Source organism: Nostoc sp. (genome assembly GCF_036917375.1).
In the GTDB taxonomy this organism is placed as follows: domain Bacteria; phylum Cyanobacteriota; class Cyanobacteriia; order Cyanobacteriales; family Nostocaceae; genus Nostoc.
Genome location: NZ_JBALDN010000057.1, coordinates 69878 through 89799, shown reverse-complemented (window position 1 = coordinate 89799; position 19922 = coordinate 69878). Strand labels below are relative to the sequence as shown.

The following is a 19922-nucleotide window of genomic DNA, read 5'->3' as shown; positions in this document are numbered from 1 at the left end:
AACAACTTTTTTCAGTTGCTAAGTAGTTATTTGAATGAGTCATCTATCTGCACTGTTAAGGACAGTCACAGTTATCCGATCGCGACTTAGAATCGCGTCGATTGTAGAAACGCTGTTATAAACTTGAAAAACTTTTCTCCTATCAACCGTTAATGGTTAAATCAGGAATATCAATACCGTCAATCGTCAGAGTTTTGTTGAGGGCAATTGGACGATTAGTGCGTAGATGCTTCTGCTCCAGACTTCATCTTTAACAGCCGCGTAGGTGTAGCCCGTCGTAGACATCGCTGCTCTTCGTAAACCAGCTTTAGCATCTGTTTTTTTCAATAAAACGATCGTATTTGGCATAGTAATTCCTCTGAACTTTATGCGTTGTTTTAGATCAGAAGGTTGCCAAATCTGCATGGTAAAATTCACCCTTAGCTGATAACTGGGGACTTAAAAAGCGATCGAAGTTAAATTGGTTGAAACTTTAGTTAGGTTGACCCTTTAACTTAAGGGGACTAATGTAACAACTTAGTTGAACCTGTTTTAAGCGGTGTAACTGAGCGTTGTGAACTTAATTAAAACTAACCTTTACAAATAGCACTTGATATCAGTAAAATTTCTGAACATGGTAAGTTTTTTTACAACAAAATTCAAAAACTTATGGATATGTCTGGTGGAGTTCTATTAATTTCTAGAGTGATATGAGAATAAAAAGCGCTTTGTGCAAGGATTTGATGAAGTTTCTCTAAATAATTCAGAACTCCCAAGTCAGGTTGTGGTGGCGATCGCGCAGGAAGAAAGAGGATTTTACCTTAGTTCATCAATCTTTGAGATAGTTTGGTTTGATGACGCCAACTTACTTAATCTTCGTAATATGAACACTGAAATAAACTCTAGAATACCTGTAGCTTTAACCATTGCTGGCTCAGATAGCGGTGGCGGTGCAGGAATTCAAGCTGATTTACGTACCTTTGCTTTTCACTGTGTCCACGGTACTAGTGCTATAACCTGCGTCACGGCACAAAACACTCTAGGAGTGAAGAGGGTCGATGCTATGCCAACAGAGGCTGTTGTGGCGCAAATTCAGGCAGTAGTTGAGGATATTGGCGTACAAGCTGCCAAAACTGGAATGTTGCTCAATCAGGAAATTATCTTTGCTGTTGCCCAGCAAGTGGAAGCTTTACAAATCAATAATCTAGTAGTCGATCCAGTAATGGTGTCACGTACAGGAGCACAATTGATTGATGATGATGCTGTAAAGACTTTATGCCATGCCTTGATTCCCAAAGCGGTTATGATCACGCCCAATCGCTATGAAGCCCAAATTTTGAGCGGTTTACAAATTAATTCTTTGGAGGATATGCAAGCTGCTGCTGAAATTATTTACAAGACTTTAAAGACAAAGGTTGTTTTAGTCAAAGGCGGAGGTATGCAGGGGGATTTGCGTGGCGTTGATATCTGGTTTGATGGGGACAAGTTGGAAGTTTTGACTTGCCAGCAAATAGAAACAAAAAATACCCACGGTACTGGTTGTACACTATCGGCTGCGATCGCTGCTAATCTAGCTAAAGGAAAAGATTTGTGGCAGGCAGTGCAACAGGCAAAGGAATATGTGACTACCGCACTCACTTACGCCCTAGATATTGGCGAAGGACAAGGCCCTGTGGGACACTTCTTCCCATTGTGGGGACTAGGGACTAGGGATTAGGGATTGGAGACTGGGCATTGGGGATGGGGACTAGAGAAAAGTTTTCTCAGTACCTCATCTCCAATGCCCAAATAAAAAATCTTTGCCCTTTCGGTATTTTTCTATTATTCTTGGGCATAGTTTCAGGGGTGACTATCTCTGTTAGCATCTCTGTACGATCTAATTACTTTGATTTTTAATACCAAGCCCCCGATGCGAACAACCATAGGTTCTGTTCACAGAAATTCGCCAACATCGAGTACTCAAGCCTACCCTCCCTCTGTACCACTATCTGTATACAGGGAATTGTCCACCGAGTTGCAAGCAGCACAGGCGAGGCTAAATGCACTCACCACCCAAAATCAGCAACTGATACAAGAAAATCAACTATTACGCCAAGAAATTACCAAAGTAGTTGAGTCTTTTTCTCGCTTGCAAAATTTTGTGGATTCCCATACTACAGCTAATTATCCCCAAGCTAACCAAGCTTCTAGTGAGGTTAAAAGTGCCGCCAAACAGCCAGTAACACCAGCGCGTTCACCTCAGCACGTTTCTCGTTCGCGTCCATCTGTTGTGTCCAAACAACCAGCTAAAAAAAGCCGCCGCCAAGACTTTTCTGCACCTGTAATGGAAATGAATTTTCCGGTATCAGAACCAGTTTTTATAGAAGAGCAACAAGTCAGTTATTATTCCACTACTGAGCCAGATGTCAAGGGACTCAATGGCTGGTGGTTAATTATTACCATCTTGTTAATCATGCTGACTGCCTTTAGTGCTGGATATTTCGTTGTGCGTCCCTTGTTTGAACATCAGAAACATTAGTTGATATTCCCACAGTCAGCAGCTGTAGCAGGCTTTCGGGCTAGCGTATAATAATTTGGCTGCAATCATTCTCTAAATATCGGAACAAATCTGCTAAATGGTGGAAACGATCTATTTTTAGGTTATAAAAGCTACATAAAATGCTAAATTGACAGCAACTTCTTTATGTTAGAACCTCAAAGATTATCCAATTAATAAATCCTCGCCGCTTGTTATGTCATAAACCCTCAAGTAAAGCACTTACACTTTAAAAAAGTTGTAATTATTACATATTTTTTAGGAAAAGCACCGCTAGTTACAGCTTCAGACAGCGGATCTGGTTAGATATATAAACGAAGCTAGTAGAAGTCAGGAGTAAAGAAGATGAAAAAAGTAGAAGCTATTATCCGCCCATTTAAGCTAGATGAGGTGAAAATTGCTTTAGTTAACGCTGGTATTGTTGGCATGACTGTTTCTGAAGTTCGGGGATTCGGACGACAGAAAGGTCAAACTGAACGGTATCGTGGTTCTGAGTACACCGTTGAGTTTCTGCAAAAACTTAAAGTGGAAATCGTAGTCGACGACAATCAGGTTGATATGGTGGTAGACAAAATTATTGCTGCTGCCCGCACTGGTGAAATCGGCGATGGGAAAATTTTCATCTCACCTGTTGAGCAAGTGATTCGGATTCGCACTGGCGAAAAGAACACAGAAGCAGTTTAAAAAAGTTATGAGTCAGGACTAATGAATGAAGATTTAGCAGAATTCATAACTCCTAACAGACGCGATTAATCGCGTCTCTGCTCTTAACTTTTGTACAGACGCGATTAATCGCGTCTCTTAATTCTCTCCAGTTGCGGAAGTAAAGCTGTAAAAGCCTTGCCTCGATGGCTAATTGACCTCTTCAACTCCCGTGTCATTTCAGCAAAGGTTAATTGCAACTCTTGTACATAAAAAATTGGATCGTAGCCGAAACCACTATCACCACGAGGTGCGTGCAGAATTTCGCCGCGACAAACACCTTCAGATTCTAATACGATCGCACCATCAGGACGAGCGATCGCTACTGCACAAACAAATTGAGCTTGCCGATTTACCTCATTGCCTAATTCTTTAAGTAGTTTAGCAATCCGTTCGGAGTCGGTTTTGGCGTAACGTGCAGAATAAACCCCTGGTGCGCCATTTAGGGCATCTACTTGCAAGCCTGAATCATCAGCAATTGCCCAGTTTCCCGTAGCTTTAGCAATTTGTGACGCTTTTAGACAAGCGTTAGCGGCAAAAGTTTCGCCCGTCTCTTCAATTTCCAATTCTTCAGGTTTAAGGGTTAATTCCCAACCAGAATTTTCCAGGTAAGCTTGCATTTCCCGCAACTTACCTGGATTTCCTGTGGCTACTACAAGTAATTTTGTCATTAGTCATTGGTCATTAGTCATTGGTCATTGGTCATTGGTCATTAGTCATTGATCGTTTACCAAGGACAAAGGATTAATGACTAATAATTAATTTTACTCCGCCCACTGTTTCGCCCAAGCAAGAGTTTGATGCACTTGCTCAATTGTTGAGGCTTCGCAGTATAGGCGTAAAACTGGCTCAGTCCCGCTAAACCGAATCATTAACCAGCTTTTATCAGCTAAACGATACTTGTAGCCGTCAATTGTTTGACAATCAATCACTGCTTTCCCTGCAATTTCTGTTAAGGGTTGGGTTTGCAGTTGTTGCAAAAGACGCGATCGCACTTCCATACTTGCTAAGGGTAAATCAATGCGATCGTATGCTGAGGTAAACCCTGTTTGTTTCTGCAAGTGGCGATAATATTCACCTAAATCCAAACCAGATTCTACAATCGCCTCTAGGACGTATAAAGCTGACAACAAGGCATCGCGTTCGGGAATATGGCTGCCATAGCCAATTCCCCCCGACTCCTCACCACCCAGTAACACTTTTGCTACTAACATTCTGTCGGCGATATATTTATAACCAACCGCTGTCTCAAAGACTGACAGATTGTGTAGTTCTGCGACAAGAGGCATCAAGTCGGAACCACTAACAGTTTTAACTATTTCACCCTTAAAGTCGCGCCGCAGAGTTAAGTGGTCGATTAATATCGGGATTAATACTTGGGAACTTAGGAAGTTGGCTTCTCCATCCACTGCTGCAATGCGATCGCAGTCTCCATCAAATACCAACCCCACCGTTAAACCTGATTTATTGGTTTCTCGGTGAGTCTTGATGACTTCAAATAGCTTTGAAAGGTATTTAGGTAAGGGTTCCGGCGCGCCGCCACCAAAGAGGGGATCGCGATCGCTGTTGATTTCTTTGACTTGATTGCCTAGTAGTCTCGCCAATCCGCCAGCCGCAGCGCCATGCATGACATCGGCAAATAACGTTAATTTACCAGAGGCGATCGCTTCTCGAAGTTTGGCAATATCAACTTTACCTTCTAGTGCTTGGGTATAACTGGGCCAAGGATCGAATTTCTCTTGCTTGCCTGGAGTAGCTGCTAGCGGTACTCCAACCGACAACTGCGCTTCTATCTCTTTTGTGACTTCTGGCGGTACTGACCCACCAAAATAGCCCTTGACTTTTAAACCCAAATATGAACCAGGGTTATGGCTGGCTGTAATTACCAGCGCCCCTAAAGCATTGAGTTGTTTTGCTGCCCAACTATAAGCTGGGGTTGGGGCATAAGTTTCGCTCAACAGCACATCAAAGCCGACAGCAGTGACAGTATCGGCGACAGCACGAGCAAAGTCTTCAGCCATGAATCGGCGATCGTAACCGACAATTATTGTCCGGCTACCTACCGTAGAAAAATACGTATCATATAATACTTTTGCGGCAACTGGCGCGACCAGGGCTAGACGTTCAAAGGTGAACTCATCACCGATAACGCCCCGCCAGCCGTCTGTACCAAACTTGATTGAGTTAGCTACAACTGGCATCTAGGTATCCTAACTGTCTACTTGAGGATTCTAGCATTTATACAGTGTGCAGAGTAAAAAAAGAATCTAGTAATAATATGTACTAATAATATTCAATACAAAGGCGAGCAAATTTGCGTCTTATAGCTGCTGGTGAAGCTTGGGCAGTGAGGAATTGTATTGTTTAACTTTTAAGAGAGTTTCTAACGGAGATTTGGCTTCGATCTGAAAAACATTTTGACTATTCACACTTTTAGTTTTTTTCAACATAGAGAGGGCGAATTCTGGTGTAAGCTCTTTCTCTCTCATGGGGGTAATAGCGCCTTTCTGAATATAAATATATCCTCCTACGCTCTCGGTTGCCCAGAAAAAAGGAATTTTAAGTGCCTTAATTAATTTCTTATGGCGTTCTGAGGAAAATAGATAAATTCCTTCTCCATGTTCTTCTAGAATTGCTTTAACCTTCTTAACAGCTTTTGTTACCTCGAAAGCGCTACAAAGTTTTTGTGCATTTCCTCCTTTTGGAATATCTTCAGCTTCCAAATCGTGAAATTTTGGATTAGAGATATACTGGTCTACTAACTTACCACATTCATATAGCTCATAATGAAAAACAGTTTCATCATGATTTAATACTGCTAAAGTATAGTTATTAAACTGACTTGATATTAGAGAAGCTAAACTAAAAAGTTCCTTAGAATCATTCTCTGCTATTTCAGCATAGACAATTGCGATATCCTTAATAAAAGGAGAAACATAAGCATTTATTCTTAACCTTTCAAGATAATTAAGTAAAACTTCTTGATTTTGCCCTTTGACAATAATATTAGTGTAAGAATTAGCCATGATGTTATCTAATTAAGAGTTAGCCAAAATTTGTTTGTAAATTAGGCTTTGACATCAAATAACAAGAATACCAGAACAGATAAACTGAGATTCCCATGATGACTCAATATTATGAGCGATCGCACCATCTACACAAATCTCTTTCCATATATAAACATTAATAATCCTTAATAGTGTTAACTATTAAGGATTGTTAATATGAGCAAAAACTGCTCACAAACCTGATTTTTCCTTAAAAATCATCGAGAAACTGACTAAGGCGACTGATTACGGGGTCAACCTCTTGAGGAGGGGTAGCAACAGTATAAGAAGTATTATTTACTACTTCTAATTGAGTTGGAGACGGAATGAACGATCGATCGTTGACTATAAGCGCCAGTTGTGCAACTTGTTGAGAAAGTTGCAGAAGATGATGTTCCATCGCCTCCAAACGATTAGATCCCTTGGCAAAAAAACGTTCCTCAAGTCCAGCCACTTGACGTTGCAGTTCACCGATTTGTTGATCGATCGGTGTGTTTACTGCCGTTTGTGGAGCAGGTTGTACAGTTTCCGGTACACATAAAGATTGCCACAAGGCTTCTTTACAGAGATCGCTGAAAGTCTTGTCTGGTTGTTTTTCCAAATAACTTTCTACTTGCGCTAACAAGCTTTCATCAGCAAGCTCTGGGTTGAACGTGACGGATTTAACTACCTTTTTTGACCATTGGAACATCAGCTTTATGCCCTAGCAGCGCGATTGGAGGATAATTGTGCCTCTCCATAAATATACTGCCCCAAAGCATTCGCCTGACGGGAAGGTGCTGCTAAATGAGCATTAATCTTTGCTTCCTTGAGCAGACGTTGAACGTCGTCCCAGAAGAACTCACCACCGCCGCCAGTAAGAATCACATCGGTGACGCGTTCTGGCAACCAGGCTAGCACACGGCTGCAAATTTCGCGAGAAAACATCTCTGTAAGGTTAGGAAGAAAATCATCTAGGTTGGTGGGCTTGCTAGCGCCTTTAGGACGGTAAAAGCGTTCACCTCTGGGTTTGTTGACAGCGGAAATCAACGCTAGAGATTGACTATCTGCTCCCTCGATTTCGGCGGACACCAATTCATAAAACTTATTCATTCCGAAGTCTTCGCTCTTAGAAGCACCTCTGGCAAAACGGAAGTTATCTACCATCAAAAGATCGACGGTTTGATGACCAATATCGACGATCGCCACCGATATTTTTGTAAAATCGGGACTACCAGGGTTTTTCTTGGGTTGAGCTTCAGACCATAACAGGCTGCCGTAGCCTTCTGGCATTACCCATACCTTACTGACGTTCAGCGACACAGATTCGCCTCGGAAGTTCAACACGTGAGGGCCACCTACTTGGCTAATCAATTGTGCTTTTTCTTTTTCAAATTGCTCTAAAGAAAGAAAAGGCAGACCAAGTACAACTGAGATATCGTCTCTAAGTTTGAAGTAGCCAGCACTTGCTAAAACTTTTACCAGTGCAGCTTCTACCTTAGATTGTCCGACTCCTAAATTCGCCCCAAAATCGGCTGCTAGTTGACCAACAGCATATCCATTTCCTTGATACTCCAGCCACAAATCCATTAAGGGGTCAGTAGCCCTGGCTTCAAAAACACCACCGCGTACTTGTTCGATTGACATCTGCTTGACGTTGGCAGGGACGAACACCACACTGCCGGGTTCACGACTCACACAAGTTTTTGTGGAAGTTCTGCCTAAATCAACACTGAGAATAGTTTTTCCCGGAACACCAGTTGGCTTGGGAGGATTATTATTAACAGCATTGATAGGAGTCGATGCTAACGGCTGCCTATTCATGGGTATAGCAGCAGCATTGATGGGGGTAGCGGCGGAAGGTTGGTCTGTCATGAAAGCTCCTAGTTCAAACTTAACTGTAAAAAGTTGTCATGCTCATCTTACAAAAATGCGAGCAACCAGAAATTCTAGGTTGCGTCAAGTGTAGCTAGAAATACGCCAAAAATTAATTCCGGCGATACCTCTGGTAAGCTCTGCCAACGCACATCTAGTATTATTTGGCATAGTGTAGGCGAATTTTGGCCAGATGTAACCCCTGCTTTCACTGCTTTCAAACCAAAAGCGTCCGTGTTTCATCTTCTAGTGCGTCTAGTCCGTCTTAACTGGCGCTTGAATATCCAGAAAACAAATGCTAGAACCAAACCGCCAAGTACGATTTTAGATACAGGAGCAAGGTACTTGTCCACAAGTTCATACTGACTACCCAATATGTATCCTGAGTATGTTAACAAACCTACCCAAGCAGCGCTACCTAATGTTGTGTAAAACAAAAATGGTAGCAGGGGCATATTGCTAATACCTGCGGGAACAGAAATCAAGGTGCGGATTCCTGGCACAAGACGACCAATTAATACTGCTGTTTTACCTTGTCGGTCAAACCACTCTTTGGCCTTGGTAATATCTTTACTGGATATAGCCAGCCATTTGCCATACTTGTCAGCCCAAGCTTTCAAACGGATTTCACCCAAAAACTTACCCGGATAGTACCAAATAAGTGCGCCCAATACAGAACCCAAAAGTCCTGCGAAAAATACACCAATGATATTTAGCTTTGCCCCTCCTGGTTGATATGGACTTGCTGTAAATCCAGCTAGTGGCATAATCAATTCTGAAGGAATGGGGGGAAAAAGGTTCTCTAAAAACATTAGTAGGGCGATTCCCCAATAGCCAAAATAATTGATAGTATTAGTTATCCATTCAAGCATTGAGTTAATTCCTGAAATTGCTGGACTAGTCTTGTTGCTAAATTCAGCTTTAGCTTTTTTAAAGGGTAATTATTCCCGCTTGCTAGAGTCAATCCGATTTTGGATTTTGGATTTTGGATTTTAGATTGATTCCGCCCCAAGGGACAAGAAATTTTGCACTTCGCTTACCTCGGCTTTGCTACCTCGACTTCGCTCGGCACAAGTCGGCACAAGTCGCTCAGTCAAGCGATTTTGGATTAAAAAATCCTCAATCTTCAATCTAAAATTGAAGCGGGGCGGGGCTTGAACCAAAAACAATCCAAAATCCAAAATTTAAAATCTAAAATTCGGAGGGTCAAGGGAATTTGGTTGCACTAAAAATTGGCATCACAACTGAAAAACAGAGTTAGACAAGTGGAAGCTAGGTTGTCTGTTTCATTAATGTTGAGAGTTATAAAAGTTCGTAAGTAGCTCTAGCCTTTGAGATTGAACGATTTATCGCTCACTACGAATCTCACAAAATTAATCAAACGAACCACTAGGTTTTGTTTTCTAATTTTTTAGATCCCCCCTAGCCTGCTTTTTTAAAGGGACTAGGAAGGATCTAAAGATTTGATGGCAAATTTAAAAACATATTCTAGGTTTTCTGCTGAAGTCGAACCTGTGGGGCAACACGGGGAGAAGAGGGAGAAAATTCTCCCTTGTCCCCCTTGTCTCCCTTGTCCCTTCTTCTAGACTGTGGGAGTCAAAGATTGTACCCTTGGTTCCGATTGCCAGTCTAAGGGATTCCAAACTCGATCTTCCAGCGCCATCTGCTCAATTAAACTTGCGAGTCTCAGGGCTTTGAGAGCTTGTTCGCCACCTACTGAAGGTTGATTGCCACCGTGTACGCAGTTGACAAAATGTTCTAATTCTGCACTTAGGGGTTGAATATTGCTGGTATAGACTTTTTCAATTACACCATCTTGCCTGTAAAGTACTTGTCGGTGGTCGGTGAGAGAATTGGCAGCCGTTTGTCGGTGAATCAAAATTTCATTCTTGAGAAAATCTGCCTCAGTAAATGAATTTTTGCAATGGGCGACAATTCGGCGAATTTTGCGGTGAGTGACTTTACTAGCAGTCAGAGTAGCAACAATACCATTGGCAAACCCCAAGGTGGCGGTTACGTAATCTAAATAACCAGAGTCTAGGGAGCGAGTACCGCTAGCAGTCAATTTTGTGACTGGGGAAGCAGCTAATTCCAAAAGTAGATCGATGTCATGGATCATTAAATCCAGCACAACTGAAACATCGTTTGCCCGATCTGAGTAAGGACTCATTCTGTGGGCTTCTAGCGCCAGCAATTCCTCTGTCTTTAGAACTTGGCTCAGTTCTTTAAAAGCTGGGTTAAAACGCTCAATATGACCTACTTGCAGGATACACCCAGACTCAGCTGCGGCATTTACTAAAGACTCTGCTTCAGAAATACTGGCTGCAATCGGTTTTTCAATTAAAACATGAATTCCCGCTAACAGACAGTTGATGCCCACGGCATAGTGCAGACGGGTGGGAACAGCTACACAAACTGCTTCCACAAGGGGTAGCAGATCGCAGTAATCTTCAAAAAAACGCACCTTGTACTTGCTGGCAGTTTCTAATCCTCGCTCGACGTTAATATCTGCCACTCCGACTAGTTCAACATCTTTCATTGAACTCAGCACGCGAGCGTGGTGTTGTCCCATGTTACCCACTCCAATCACGCCTATGCGGATTGGTCGTGGCTGGTTGCGCTGTGTATATGGATTCGGTTCTGCCACTAACATGCTATTTTGCACTATTATTCTCTCCTCAACCACCAAATTTAGAGACGCTACGGCCGTTGGCGTTTATACTCGAAAGCCGGTTACGATCCGTCTAAAACCATCCAGATGGTAACATAGAGCCTATGTTTATGAAGAATTTCAAAGTTTGCGATCGGTTCCCGTAATCTAAATATCTTTTGTATAGATATTTCGAGTTTGATTTGAATTTTGTCCTTTCCACAAAAATATATGTATTTTTATTAACTTTAAACCTTTCGGTAAGACCTAAGTATAAATTCTCCTTGGCATCGCTTTCTGGCGTCTTGTTAAGGTTTGATGCAGTGATTTTAAATCCAAAATTTGCAACCGAGATGAAAGCTGTAATTTTATTATCTGGGGGATTGGACTCTTCCACAATTCTGTACAAAGCTCAAGCTGATGGCTGTGAATGTCATGCTATTTCCTTTGATTACCAGCAGCGACATCGACGAGAGTTACAGTCAGCGCTCAGTGTCGCTCAAAAAGCTGCGATCGCAAAACATCAGGTAGTTAACTTTGACTTACGACAATGGGGCGGTTCGGCCCTTACCGATGATGCCATTGATTTACCCCAGGAGCGATCGCTAGATGAAATGTCTCAAAATATTCCTGTCACATACGTTCCGGCTCGTAATACCATCTTTTTAAGCTTTGCTCTTAGTTACGCCGAAGCGATCGCAGCAGAGCGTGTCTATATCGGCGTTAATGCCCTAGATTACTCAGGATATCCTGATTGTCGCCCCGATTATATCCAAGCAATGCAGGAAGTTTTTCGCCTGGGAACCAAACAAGGACGTGAGGGACAACCAATTAATATTGTTGCGCCCCTAATCAACTTGAAAAAAACCGAAATCATCCAACTAGGGAACCAATTGGGAGTTCCTTGGGAACTAACTTGGTCTTGCTATACTGGTGGAGATGTCGCCTGCGGCGTGTGTGATTCTTGTCTCTTAAGGCTAGCAGCTTTTACCGAATTGGGACTTGTCGATCCATTGGCCTATGCACAGTAGAGGCATTGGACAATTCAATTTTAGATTTTGGATTAAATTTCAATCTAAAATCCAAATTCTAAAATCTAAAATTCTTACTCCCCTGCTCCCCTGCTCCCCTGCTCCTCTGCTCTCCCCTCTTCCTCTAACCGCCGCAGTTGAATTTGATGCAGGCGTGGGCCAACAATCGATACCACCGTGAATTCGAGATTTTGATAACAAAAGATTTCGCCAATGGCCGGAATTTTCTGTAACTCATACAGCAAAAAGCCCCCTAGTGTTTGGTATTCTCTGGCCAGGGGCAAATTGAGATGCAAAACTTCGTTAAGGTCTTCAAGATTAATTTGGGCTTGTACCAAAAATTTTTGCTCATCTAACATCTGAATCAGCAAGTCGTCGTTGCTCTCAGGTTCGTTGGGATCGCCAATAATTTCGGCAATGACATCTTTGATTGTCACTAGTCCCACAGTACCGCCAAATTCATTCACTACCATCACCATAGCGGGTTTCTCTTGCTGCATCATGGGCAAAAGTTCACTCAAGGGCGTGTGTTCTGGAACAAACCGAGCGGGACGCATCCAAGGTTGGATCTGCGTCTCTAAACTGAGCTTTCCGACAGCCAAAGGTTGTGCCAAATCTTTAAAATAAACAATGCCGCGAACATCGTCCAAAGATTCACCAATCACAGGATAGCGAGAGTAACCAGTAGAAGCCATTTCCCTGAGTAATGTCTGGAAGGTAGCATCTTTTGGCAGCGTGATAATACTGGTGCGCGGGATCATCACATCTTGCGCCATGACATCCCCAAACTCGAAGACATTATTGAGCAATTCTCGCTCTGCACGCTGTAACCCAGTAGACCCCCATTCTGTAGAGATGATCAGTTGCAATTCTTCGGGAGTTACAGGCGGTCGCCAGCCTTGACCTGTGTATTGGATGCCAAAAATCCGTAATAAAAAACGAGTTGATTGGTTAAGAATCCAGATGAAGGGACCAAAAAAACGCACGATCGCTTTTACCGGAGGCCCCAAAAACCTTGCTAGCTGTTCTGAATACAGCATGGCTAAGGATTTGGGGCATAATTCTCCAATTACAATTTGCAAATAGGCAATTAAGAAAAAGGCGATAGGAATTGATAGGGAATGGGCGAGGAAGGTAGTCATCCCACTGGGTAAAGGCCAGGATCTTAACCAGGCATTCACCAGTACAACAATCGTACTTTCGCCAATCCATCCCAGTGCCAAACTAGAGAGGGTAATGCCTAACTGAGTGGTAGATAGCAGTCGGTCAATACTGCGTTGTAACATTTCTACAGCGATCGCTGGAATATCCCCAGCTTTAACTAGCTGGTGAATACGCGATCGCCGCACGCTCACCATCGAAAATTCCGCCGTCACAAAAAAGGCATTTATGGCAATCAGTAGTAGCACTGATAACAACCGCAGCGCCACTTCTATCAAACTTAAATTAGGAAAACCACTCACCGCCAAAGCTCGTGTAAAACTCACGCCCTCCATGTAGGGATTTTGGATTTTGGATTTTGGATTTTGGATTTTGGATTTTGGATTTTGGATTTTGGATTAAGTTTTGGGTATTAGGGATTAGCTAAATTACTTAGTACCAAATCTCCAATCTAAAATCTAAAATCTAAAATTGCCTCTTCTACCTTTCTACAGGAATATTCGATGCCTCTAGCTTCAATTGTTGAGCGGGATAATCAGTGAGAGCAAGTGATATTTTCTTGACATCATCAAGTAAAGCTGTAGGAATGCTCACTGTACCTGAAAATGCTGGCCCATTTACAGGCAATTCTGTTGGTAAACCCTCCGTACTAGCACTCAGGGTTCGTCCTTTGTCATCGGTAACATCTAAAAAACTATACAAGAAGCGCACAGAATCCTTACCTTTATTCTGCATTTTCACTTTCAGTAGTAAATCACCACCAGAGTAGCGAGCAGATTGCACAGTCATTGTTACACCTTGACTTTGGGCAGTAACTGGAAAACCTGGTAGGGGCTTTTCTTCAACTACTTCTGGGGGTTTTTCCTCTGGCTTCTGCTTGCTGCTATTGGTTTCTTCATCATCTTCTTCGGGCTTTTCCGATTTAGCGGCTTTGGTCTTACCCTCAATTCGCGCCTTGACTATTTTCAGAATTTCTTCCTCTTTTAATAGCACTAGCCCTCCCTGTTGAGAGCTATTTGCCTTATTGCTGGCAAATTTGGTTGTAGGACGCCCATCTGGTGTAGTCACGCCTTTAAGTGCTGAACTCCCCAGTTCAAAGCCCAAAAGTGCGCTCACAGAACCTGCTCCCATCATCAGAATTAACAAAATCAAAGTAAGAAGTACAGTAGAATTTATTTTCATCGCTGACAAGCTATCACAATAAGAATGCTGGTCTATTTAAGAATAGTGAAGCTTTTGACCTCAATCCTTAAAGGAACTTAATCAATATTAGTTTGCACTATATCTATGATCAAATTATGTAGTATAAAAATCTAATAAACTATTGTCCAGTATTCACACGTGGTAAATTTGTGCTATATTCATGGAATTGGCTAAACTCAGTGCGTGAGCTATTTTTCTCACTCTAAAATTTAGTAAATCAGGTTGACCTAAGAGTTGAAGTAATTTTCTCGTAGCAACCCACAAACCAAAAAACAAGCGCCTTTGGCCGATTGGGGAGGCAACGAACTCATAATTCGTCTTCAGGCTGGTTCGATTCCAGCAGGGCGCACTGAATCATCAAAAAATATTAATAGAAGGGCATGGGGGGTTAGGAGTGCTGAGTTAGGAGTTAGGAGTTTTATTTGTCCCCTTGTCTCCCTCATCTCCCTGCTCCCCTGCCCCTACTCCCCACTCCCCAATCTTACCGAGATGGTAAAGTTTCAAACCTGAATTCAGTTCCTACTTTGAGTTTGTTGCTATAGCGAGGAGACACGAGCAACGATGTGTCATAAGGATTTGGTAAATCAGGAGTACGGATATAAGGATCGTTGCCAACTTGCTGAGTCATGGCATCATGATATAAAGTATTAACTAAATTAGCGTCGTGGGCAATTTCATTTTCTGGGAAGGAACCACCGAAACCAGAACCAGATCCAAAAAATGAGTCTAGCTGACGCTTGAGGCTGCTACTATTTTCGTAGAAATTGCGATCGTGACGAAAATAAGCTCTTTCAAATACATCATTCAAAGTTTCAGAATTGGGTGTTGCCGTTTGGGCAGATGCAATAGAGGGAAAAGCAATACCAGCAGCAAGCAGCACCAATAAACCACCAAAGGTTTTAAATTTTATACGCACGTTTCTGACTCCTCAACTTTTGCTTTAGGCGAATCTTAATTTATGCTGAAGTTCAGAACTCTGATGAGTTCAACCTTTGGTGTAGCACAACTTTTAATGTTTTGTAATGACGTATCCTACTGAAACTCTTACCCACTCAGATATTTGGGCAACCACTTCTGATTTGACCACTTTACGCCACAAGCTACTAGATTTATTTTGCCAACTTGCTTATCAAGAGGGTGATTTTCTCCTATCTTCTGGGCTGCGTAGTTCTTATTACGTCAATAAGACACAGGTAACACTCCATCCCCAAGGCGCTTTAGCAGTCGGACGATTACTATTTCCTTTATTACCTGTAGATACACAGGCTGTAGGTGGTTTAACAATGGGAGCCGATCCAATTGTGACAGCAGTGAGTATAGTTTCTGTTTATGAAAACCGCCCAATACCAGCGCTGATTATTCGCAAGGAAGCCAAGGGTTATGGGACAAGAGCTTATATAGAAGGCCCCAGTTTACCAGAGGGCGCAAAAGTAGTAGTTTTGGAAGATGTGGTAACAACTGGGCAATCTGCTCTCAAAGCGGTTGAGCGTCTTAAAGATGCAGGTTATACCGTAAATCAAGTAATTTCACTGGTAGATCGACAACAAGGGGGAGGTAAGTTGTACCAGTCAGCGGGGTTGAAGTTTGAAACTTTGTTTTCAATTCAGGAAGTTCAAGAACGCTACCGACAACTTGCAAATTCATGAACAAAAGGAGAGAGATAAATATGCAAGCAACAGTATCTACAGAACTAACACAAGAAAAAGTCGATAAAGCTGTGAATGCAATTCTTGAAGTACTAGGAAAGCCAGAAAATGATTTACACCACAAAGCGTTAACAGCTTTTCAGAGTGGCGATTATCAAACTGTAAAAAGACTGGCATCTACCAACTTGACTGATGATTATTGCAAAGCTTTGGGATATCTGGGAGGAGCGCTGAAGCTGACTCCAAACACCGATACTATTTTGGCGGAATCGGCTCGTAGTGCAGCTGAATTTGTCAAAGAAAAAGCATTGCAGCACCTTGGTATTAAGATCGCTGATGCTTTGAATTAACCAATGCAATGAGCTTGCGCGATCGCTCTAAATAAATTACATATACCAATTCAATTAATGATTGCGACACACCCTTGGGTAAAGACGCGACGCCAGTCGCTACAACGGGGAGCCACTGCGGTCTTGGGGTTTCCCCAAGTGGAGCAAGTGGCGTGGGAACCCCCGCAACGCGCTGGCTCATGAATCGCGTCTCTACAAATGGTCTATTTGTCGCATTCTTTTTTCAAATTGGTATTACTTTTTCCGGCTTACTGTAGTAACAAAAGAGGAATTACTTCATCGGTAAGGTGAGGGTGAACGCTGTTTGACCAGAAGATGTTAAATCAAGGGTGAGGTCGCCACGATGTGCCCTAGCAATTTCCCGTGCTAGGCTCAGTCCTAGTCCGATTCCTTCTACCTTGCGGTTACGTGAGGGATCGCCGCGATAAAATCGGTCAAAAATGCGATCGCGATCGCTTAGGGGAATATCTTTTGATGCATTGACAATTGTAACGTGAAGAGTTGTTGGAGTTTGATGAGCGCGAATCTGTATCCAGCCGTTGGCGAGATTGTATTTAATTGCATTACTAAATAGGTTTTGCAAAATTTGAATTAAAAGATCGCGATCGCCTTTTACCCACAATCCATCAGTAAAGTCAGTTTGCACTGTCAAATGGGGAGCTAGCATTTCCACATCTTCTAGCATCTCCATCAGCAACTCAGACATATCCACTTCAACTAGATACAAGCTCATTTTTCCGGCATCTGCCAGAGACAGCAATAAGAGTTTTCGCATAATTCCACTCAGGCGGCGCACCTCATCTAACAAATTGCTTAAGCGCTGTTGTACTTCACTACCGGGATCGACTTGTTGGAGTGTTCGTTCTAGTTCGCCTTGCAAAATAGTTAGTGGGGTTTTTAGTTCATGAGCCGCGTCACCACTAAAGCGGGAAGCTTGGGTAAAACTACGTTCCAGGCGTGACAACATCAGGTTAAACACTTGAATCAGTTCGACAAATTCAACATCAGTTGTCCCAATGGGAATCCGCTGATCTAGTCCTTTGACAGTTACCTGTTGAATTACGCCCGTTAATTGCCGGATGGGACGTAAAGCACCACCAGAAACTAACCATGCTCCCACCGCAACAAGTAGCAGCGCTCCCGGAATTGAAACCAGGAAGATATTGCGAATGGTAGCCATATCTCGATCTACGGCTTGCAAGCTAACGGCAATAGCAACCTGAGCATTGGGAAATTTAGTTGCTCCAATCCGCCAGACTGCTGTTTTTGTCCGCTCTGTGACAAATTGAGGTGGGCGTGGACGAATCAGTGGTGGCCGCTCGAAGGATGGATTTGTATTGGAGGGTAAAGGTGGTGGTTCTCTCTTCGGGGGCGGTGGTTGAGGTGTCAATTGCAGACGCGCCAGCAACAGACGATTCACTTCAAGGTCGGCAGGTAGGGAGTTGGATTGATAAAGTATGTTGTTGTTTGCGTCCAGCACCACCAGGGCGACAGGGGTTTTTGTATTGCTTCCGAAGGAATAAGATAATGAATCTTCGTAAAATTGCCATCGCGATCGCTCGCCTGAGTTTTCTTTTCTGGGAAAGGCTGCGCTAGCGGGAGGTTCCTCTCGTGGAGGGAAGTTCGGGGTTGCCCGCATCAAGTGATTTAATAGTTCTGCATCTAGGCGGCTAATCTTGGCATTGTAAATCTGAAACCAGGAAACCGCGCCAAATCCGACTAATGTGCTTCCAGCTAGAGCCGCAGACAACAAAGCAATGCGGAGTCGAAAGGAAGGGAGTTTCATGATGAAGAATCTGGCTTGCGAAATCGATATCCAACCCCTCGAATGCTTTCAATCCAGACTGCTTCATCAAGGGGATCGATCTTTTTACGAATTCGCTGGATACAAACATCCACAACGTTGGTGTTGGGGTTAAAATCGTAGCCCCAAACGTGTTCCAAAATTTGAGTACGAGTGAAAACCCGTCCGGGAGAGCGCATGAGATATTCTAGAAGATTAAACTCGCGGCTGGTGAGTTCTATCGCTTGGCGATTGCAAGTTACTTCCCTAGTGATGCGATCGAGTTTGATCGGGCCAACGCAAAGTAGATTTTGGCGCTCGCTTATACTCCGGCGCACAACGGCATGAATTCTAGCCGCTAACTCTTCCACAAAAAACGGTTTAGCAATATAGTCATCCGCTCCTAAATTTAGCCCTTGCAAGCGATCGTCTAGTTCATTGCGAGCCGTCAACAAAATCACCGGAGCATTCCGACCTTTCTGCCGCAATAGTTTTAGAATCGATAGTCCATCTTTTCCCGGCATCATAATGTCGAGTATAATCGCATCATATTCGTTGTCTAATGCCCGCAGATATCCGTCATCACCGTTATCGCAGTAGTCTACAACAAATCCCTGCTCCTTTAATCCAGCTCGGACAAAGTTAGCAATTTTCGCTTCATCTTCAACCAACAGAACGTTCACAGTATTTATTAATTCATATATTCTTCTATTCTAAATTCATTATTTTTTATTCAAATTACAAAACTGTAATTTAGAAAATAGGAAAGCTGTAATTTTGAGGTGGCTCAATTAGAAATATGAACACCCTAGCTTTTGAAAGTTGATTTTTATGAATATCCGTCGAGTCTTAGCCGTAGCAGCAATTCCTTTTTTGATTGGTACATTCGGTTTTGTTGCACCCAATCAAGCAAATGCCGCTAATCCACCTCATCGAAACGCAGAGATTTCACAACAGCCCAACAAACCAGAAATATCTGAGAAAAAACCACAAGTTAGACATTCTAAACCCCGTCTACATCAAAAAAAGCGTACTCCCCAACGTCCCCAAGCTCATAATCAAGAAGCAGTTCAAAACCGAGGAGAACGCAATAACCGTTAATTGATGCACCTTTGTATTTCGCCTCCCCCTCAGAGGCGATCTCGTCAGAGTATTGTTGTTTCTAAATTACAAAACTGTAATTTAAAAACAAGGCAGACTGTTATTTTGAGAAGACTTAATTAGAAATATAAACCTTTGGAGATTTAATGATGAATATTCGTAGAGTACTAGTAGTAACAGCGATTCCTGTTCTGGTTGGCACATTTGGTTTTATTTCGCTCAATCAAGCAAATGCCGCTAATCAATTCGATCGAATTGCACAGGCGCAACAACCGCCCAACGAACCATCAAACGAACGGCCTCGTCCACCCAGACCGGATTTTGCAGCCGCAGCCACAAAATTAGGAGTTACAGAAGCACAGTTAAAGGCGGCGTTAGGAGTTCCTGTCAATCCGCCAAATCCAGGCGATCGCAATCAACGCCCACCCAGACCGGATTTTAAAGCTGCGGCGACAAAGTTAGGAGTTACAGAAGCCCAGTTAAAGGCGGCGTTAGGAGTTCCTGCCAATCCGCCAAATCCAGGCGATCGCAATCAACGCCCACCTCGACCGGATTTTAAAGCGGCGGCAACAAAGTTAGGAGTTACAGAAGCCCAGTTAAAGGCGGCGTTAGGAGTTCCTGCTAATCCACCAAATCCAGGCGATCGCAGTCAACGCCCACCCAGACCGGATTTTAAAGCCGCAGCAGCAAAGCTGGGTGTCACCGAACAACAGTTGATCGACGCATTAGGTGTTCCACCTCATCCTCCTGGCGATGGCGGAACCTCTCCTCAAGAAAATCCTCCTAATCAACCAAAATAGTAGACCTTTTTGCAAGAGGGGGAAAAGGGTAAAGGTTAAAGGGAAAGGGGAAAGGGAAAATACAGAACCTTTCCCCCAA

At 43.0% G+C, this 19922-nt stretch carries 22 protein-coding genes and 1 tRNA gene; 10 read left to right on the top strand and 13 right to left on the bottom strand.

The genetic code is table 11. The annotated features are described in order from the left end of the window. Nucleotides 1-186: 186 nt before the first annotated feature. Nucleotides 187-348 (bottom strand): hypothetical protein, encoded by a 162-nt coding sequence (locus V7K45_RS15685; RefSeq protein ID WP_335004910.1) that lies wholly within the window; start codon nucleotides 346-348, stop codon nucleotides 187-189. A gap of 514 nt (nucleotides 349-862) precedes the next feature. Between V7K45_RS15685 and thiD the strand changes: the two genes are divergently transcribed. From thiD to V7K45_RS15670, 3 genes are all read left to right on the top strand, one after another. Then, nucleotides 863-1696 (top strand): bifunctional hydroxymethylpyrimidine kinase/phosphomethylpyrimidine kinase, encoded by an 834-nt coding sequence (gene thiD / locus V7K45_RS15680; RefSeq protein ID WP_335004923.1) that lies wholly within the window; start codon nucleotides 863-865, stop codon nucleotides 1694-1696. A gap of 192 nt (nucleotides 1697-1888) precedes the next feature. After that, on the top strand, nucleotides 1889-2497 hold the full coding sequence (locus tag V7K45_RS15675) for a hypothetical protein (RefSeq protein WP_335004908.1): 609 nt from the start codon (nucleotides 1889-1891) through the stop codon (nucleotides 2495-2497). 363 nt (nucleotides 2498-2860) lie between these two features. Further along, a complete protein-coding gene (locus tag V7K45_RS15670) occupies nucleotides 2861-3199 on the top strand; it encodes a P-II family nitrogen regulator (RefSeq protein WP_012410794.1) in 339 nt (112 codons plus the stop codon). Between the two features lie 104 nt (nucleotides 3200-3303). On the opposite strand, the gene rdgB is transcribed toward V7K45_RS15670, so the two are convergent. The 7 genes from rdgB to V7K45_RS15635 form a co-directional block, all read right to left on the bottom strand. Then, entirely contained in the window at nucleotides 3304-3888 is a 585-nt protein-coding gene (gene rdgB / locus V7K45_RS15665; RefSeq protein ID WP_322676999.1) for an RdgB/HAM1 family non-canonical purine NTP pyrophosphatase, read from the bottom strand. Nucleotides 3889-3981: 93 nt separating this feature from the next. Then, nucleotides 3982-5418, bottom strand: coding sequence for a phosphoglucomutase/phosphomannomutase family protein (locus V7K45_RS15660; protein ID WP_335004903.1), 1437 nt, complete (start codon nucleotides 5416-5418; stop codon nucleotides 3982-3984). Between the two features lie 120 nt (nucleotides 5419-5538). After that, a complete protein-coding gene (locus V7K45_RS15655; RefSeq protein WP_335004901.1) occupies nucleotides 5539-6243 on the bottom strand; it encodes a hypothetical protein in 705 nt (234 codons plus the stop codon). A 232-nt stretch (nucleotides 6244-6475) separates the two neighbouring features. Next, entirely contained in the window at nucleotides 6476-6955 is a 480-nt protein-coding gene (locus V7K45_RS15650; protein WP_322673704.1) for a plasmid segregation centromere-binding protein ParR, read from the bottom strand. Between the two features lie 5 nt (nucleotides 6956-6960). Continuing rightward, nucleotides 6961-8118: a ParM/StbA family protein gene (locus V7K45_RS15645; protein WP_335004897.1), complete on the bottom strand. Its 1158-nt coding sequence runs from the start codon at nucleotides 8116-8118 to the stop codon at nucleotides 6961-6963. Nucleotides 8119-8357: 239 nt separating this feature from the next. Further along, entirely contained in the window at nucleotides 8358-8990 is a 633-nt protein-coding gene (locus V7K45_RS15640; protein WP_335004895.1) for a DedA family protein, read from the bottom strand. Nucleotides 8991-9700: 710 nt separating this feature from the next. Next, entirely contained in the window at nucleotides 9701-10783 is a 1083-nt protein-coding gene (locus V7K45_RS15635) for a Gfo/Idh/MocA family oxidoreductase (protein ID WP_335004893.1), read from the bottom strand. A gap of 338 nt (nucleotides 10784-11121) precedes the next feature. On the opposite strand from V7K45_RS15635, the gene queC reads away from it, so the two are divergent. Next, nucleotides 11122-11799 (top strand): 7-cyano-7-deazaguanine synthase QueC, encoded by a 678-nt coding sequence (gene queC, locus V7K45_RS15630; RefSeq protein ID WP_335004891.1) that lies wholly within the window; start codon nucleotides 11122-11124, stop codon nucleotides 11797-11799. A 74-nt stretch (nucleotides 11800-11873) separates the two neighbouring features. On the opposite strand, the gene V7K45_RS15625 is transcribed toward queC, so the two are convergent. Beyond that, nucleotides 11874-13295: a hemolysin family protein gene (locus tag V7K45_RS15625; RefSeq protein ID WP_335004889.1), complete on the bottom strand. Its 1422-nt coding sequence runs from the start codon at nucleotides 13293-13295 to the stop codon at nucleotides 11874-11876. A 145-nt stretch (nucleotides 13296-13440) separates the two neighbouring features. Continuing rightward, nucleotides 13441-14142, bottom strand: coding sequence for a hypothetical protein (locus tag V7K45_RS15620; protein WP_322674734.1), 702 nt, complete (start codon nucleotides 14140-14142; stop codon nucleotides 13441-13443). A gap of 297 nt (nucleotides 14143-14439) precedes the next feature. Here V7K45_RS15620 and V7K45_RS15615 point away from each other — a divergent pair. After that, nucleotides 14440-14512, top strand: a tRNA-Ile gene (locus tag V7K45_RS15615). Nucleotides 14513-14644: 132 nt separating this feature from the next. On the opposite strand, the gene V7K45_RS15610 is transcribed toward V7K45_RS15615, so the two are convergent. Further along, nucleotides 14645-15079: a hypothetical protein gene (locus V7K45_RS15610; protein ID WP_335004887.1), complete on the bottom strand. Its 435-nt coding sequence runs from the start codon at nucleotides 15077-15079 to the stop codon at nucleotides 14645-14647. A gap of 106 nt (nucleotides 15080-15185) precedes the next feature. Here V7K45_RS15610 and pyrE point away from each other — a divergent pair, with 106 nt between their 5' ends. The 3 genes from pyrE to V7K45_RS15595 are packed head-to-tail and all read left to right on the top strand — an operon-like array spanning nucleotide 15186 to nucleotide 16342. Then, nucleotides 15186-15809: an orotate phosphoribosyltransferase gene (pyrE, locus tag V7K45_RS15605; protein WP_335004885.1), complete on the top strand. Its 624-nt coding sequence runs from the start codon at nucleotides 15186-15188 to the stop codon at nucleotides 15807-15809. Nucleotides 15810-15829: 20 nt separating this feature from the next. Next, nucleotides 15830-16159, top strand: a complete 330-nt coding sequence (locus tag V7K45_RS15600) for a hypothetical protein (protein WP_334720432.1) — start codon at nucleotides 15830-15832, stop codon at nucleotides 16157-16159. Nucleotides 16160-16216: 57 nt separating this feature from the next. Further along, on the top strand, nucleotides 16217-16342 hold the full coding sequence (locus tag V7K45_RS15595; protein WP_335004879.1) for a hypothetical protein: 126 nt from the start codon (nucleotides 16217-16219) through the stop codon (nucleotides 16340-16342). An 88-nt stretch (nucleotides 16343-16430) separates the two neighbouring features. On the opposite strand, the gene V7K45_RS15590 is transcribed toward V7K45_RS15595, so the two are convergent. Beyond that, nucleotides 16431-17945: a sensor histidine kinase gene (locus V7K45_RS15590; RefSeq protein ID WP_335004877.1), complete on the bottom strand. Its 1515-nt coding sequence runs from the start codon at nucleotides 17943-17945 to the stop codon at nucleotides 16431-16433. After that, on the bottom strand, nucleotides 17942-18625 hold the full coding sequence (locus V7K45_RS15585) for a response regulator transcription factor (RefSeq protein ID WP_335004875.1): 684 nt from the start codon (nucleotides 18623-18625) through the stop codon (nucleotides 17942-17944). Before V7K45_RS15585 ends, V7K45_RS15590 begins: the two co-directional genes overlap by 4 nt. Before the next feature lie 148 nt (nucleotides 18626-18773). On the opposite strand from V7K45_RS15585, the gene V7K45_RS15580 reads away from it, so the two are divergent. Continuing rightward, on the top strand, nucleotides 18774-19043 hold the full coding sequence (locus V7K45_RS15580) for a hypothetical protein (RefSeq protein WP_335004872.1): 270 nt from the start codon (nucleotides 18774-18776) through the stop codon (nucleotides 19041-19043). Nucleotides 19044-19189: 146 nt separating this feature from the next. Continuing rightward, a complete protein-coding gene (locus V7K45_RS15575; protein ID WP_335004870.1) occupies nucleotides 19190-19843 on the top strand; it encodes a hypothetical protein in 654 nt (217 codons plus the stop codon). Nucleotides 19844-19922: the final 79 nt, after the last annotated feature.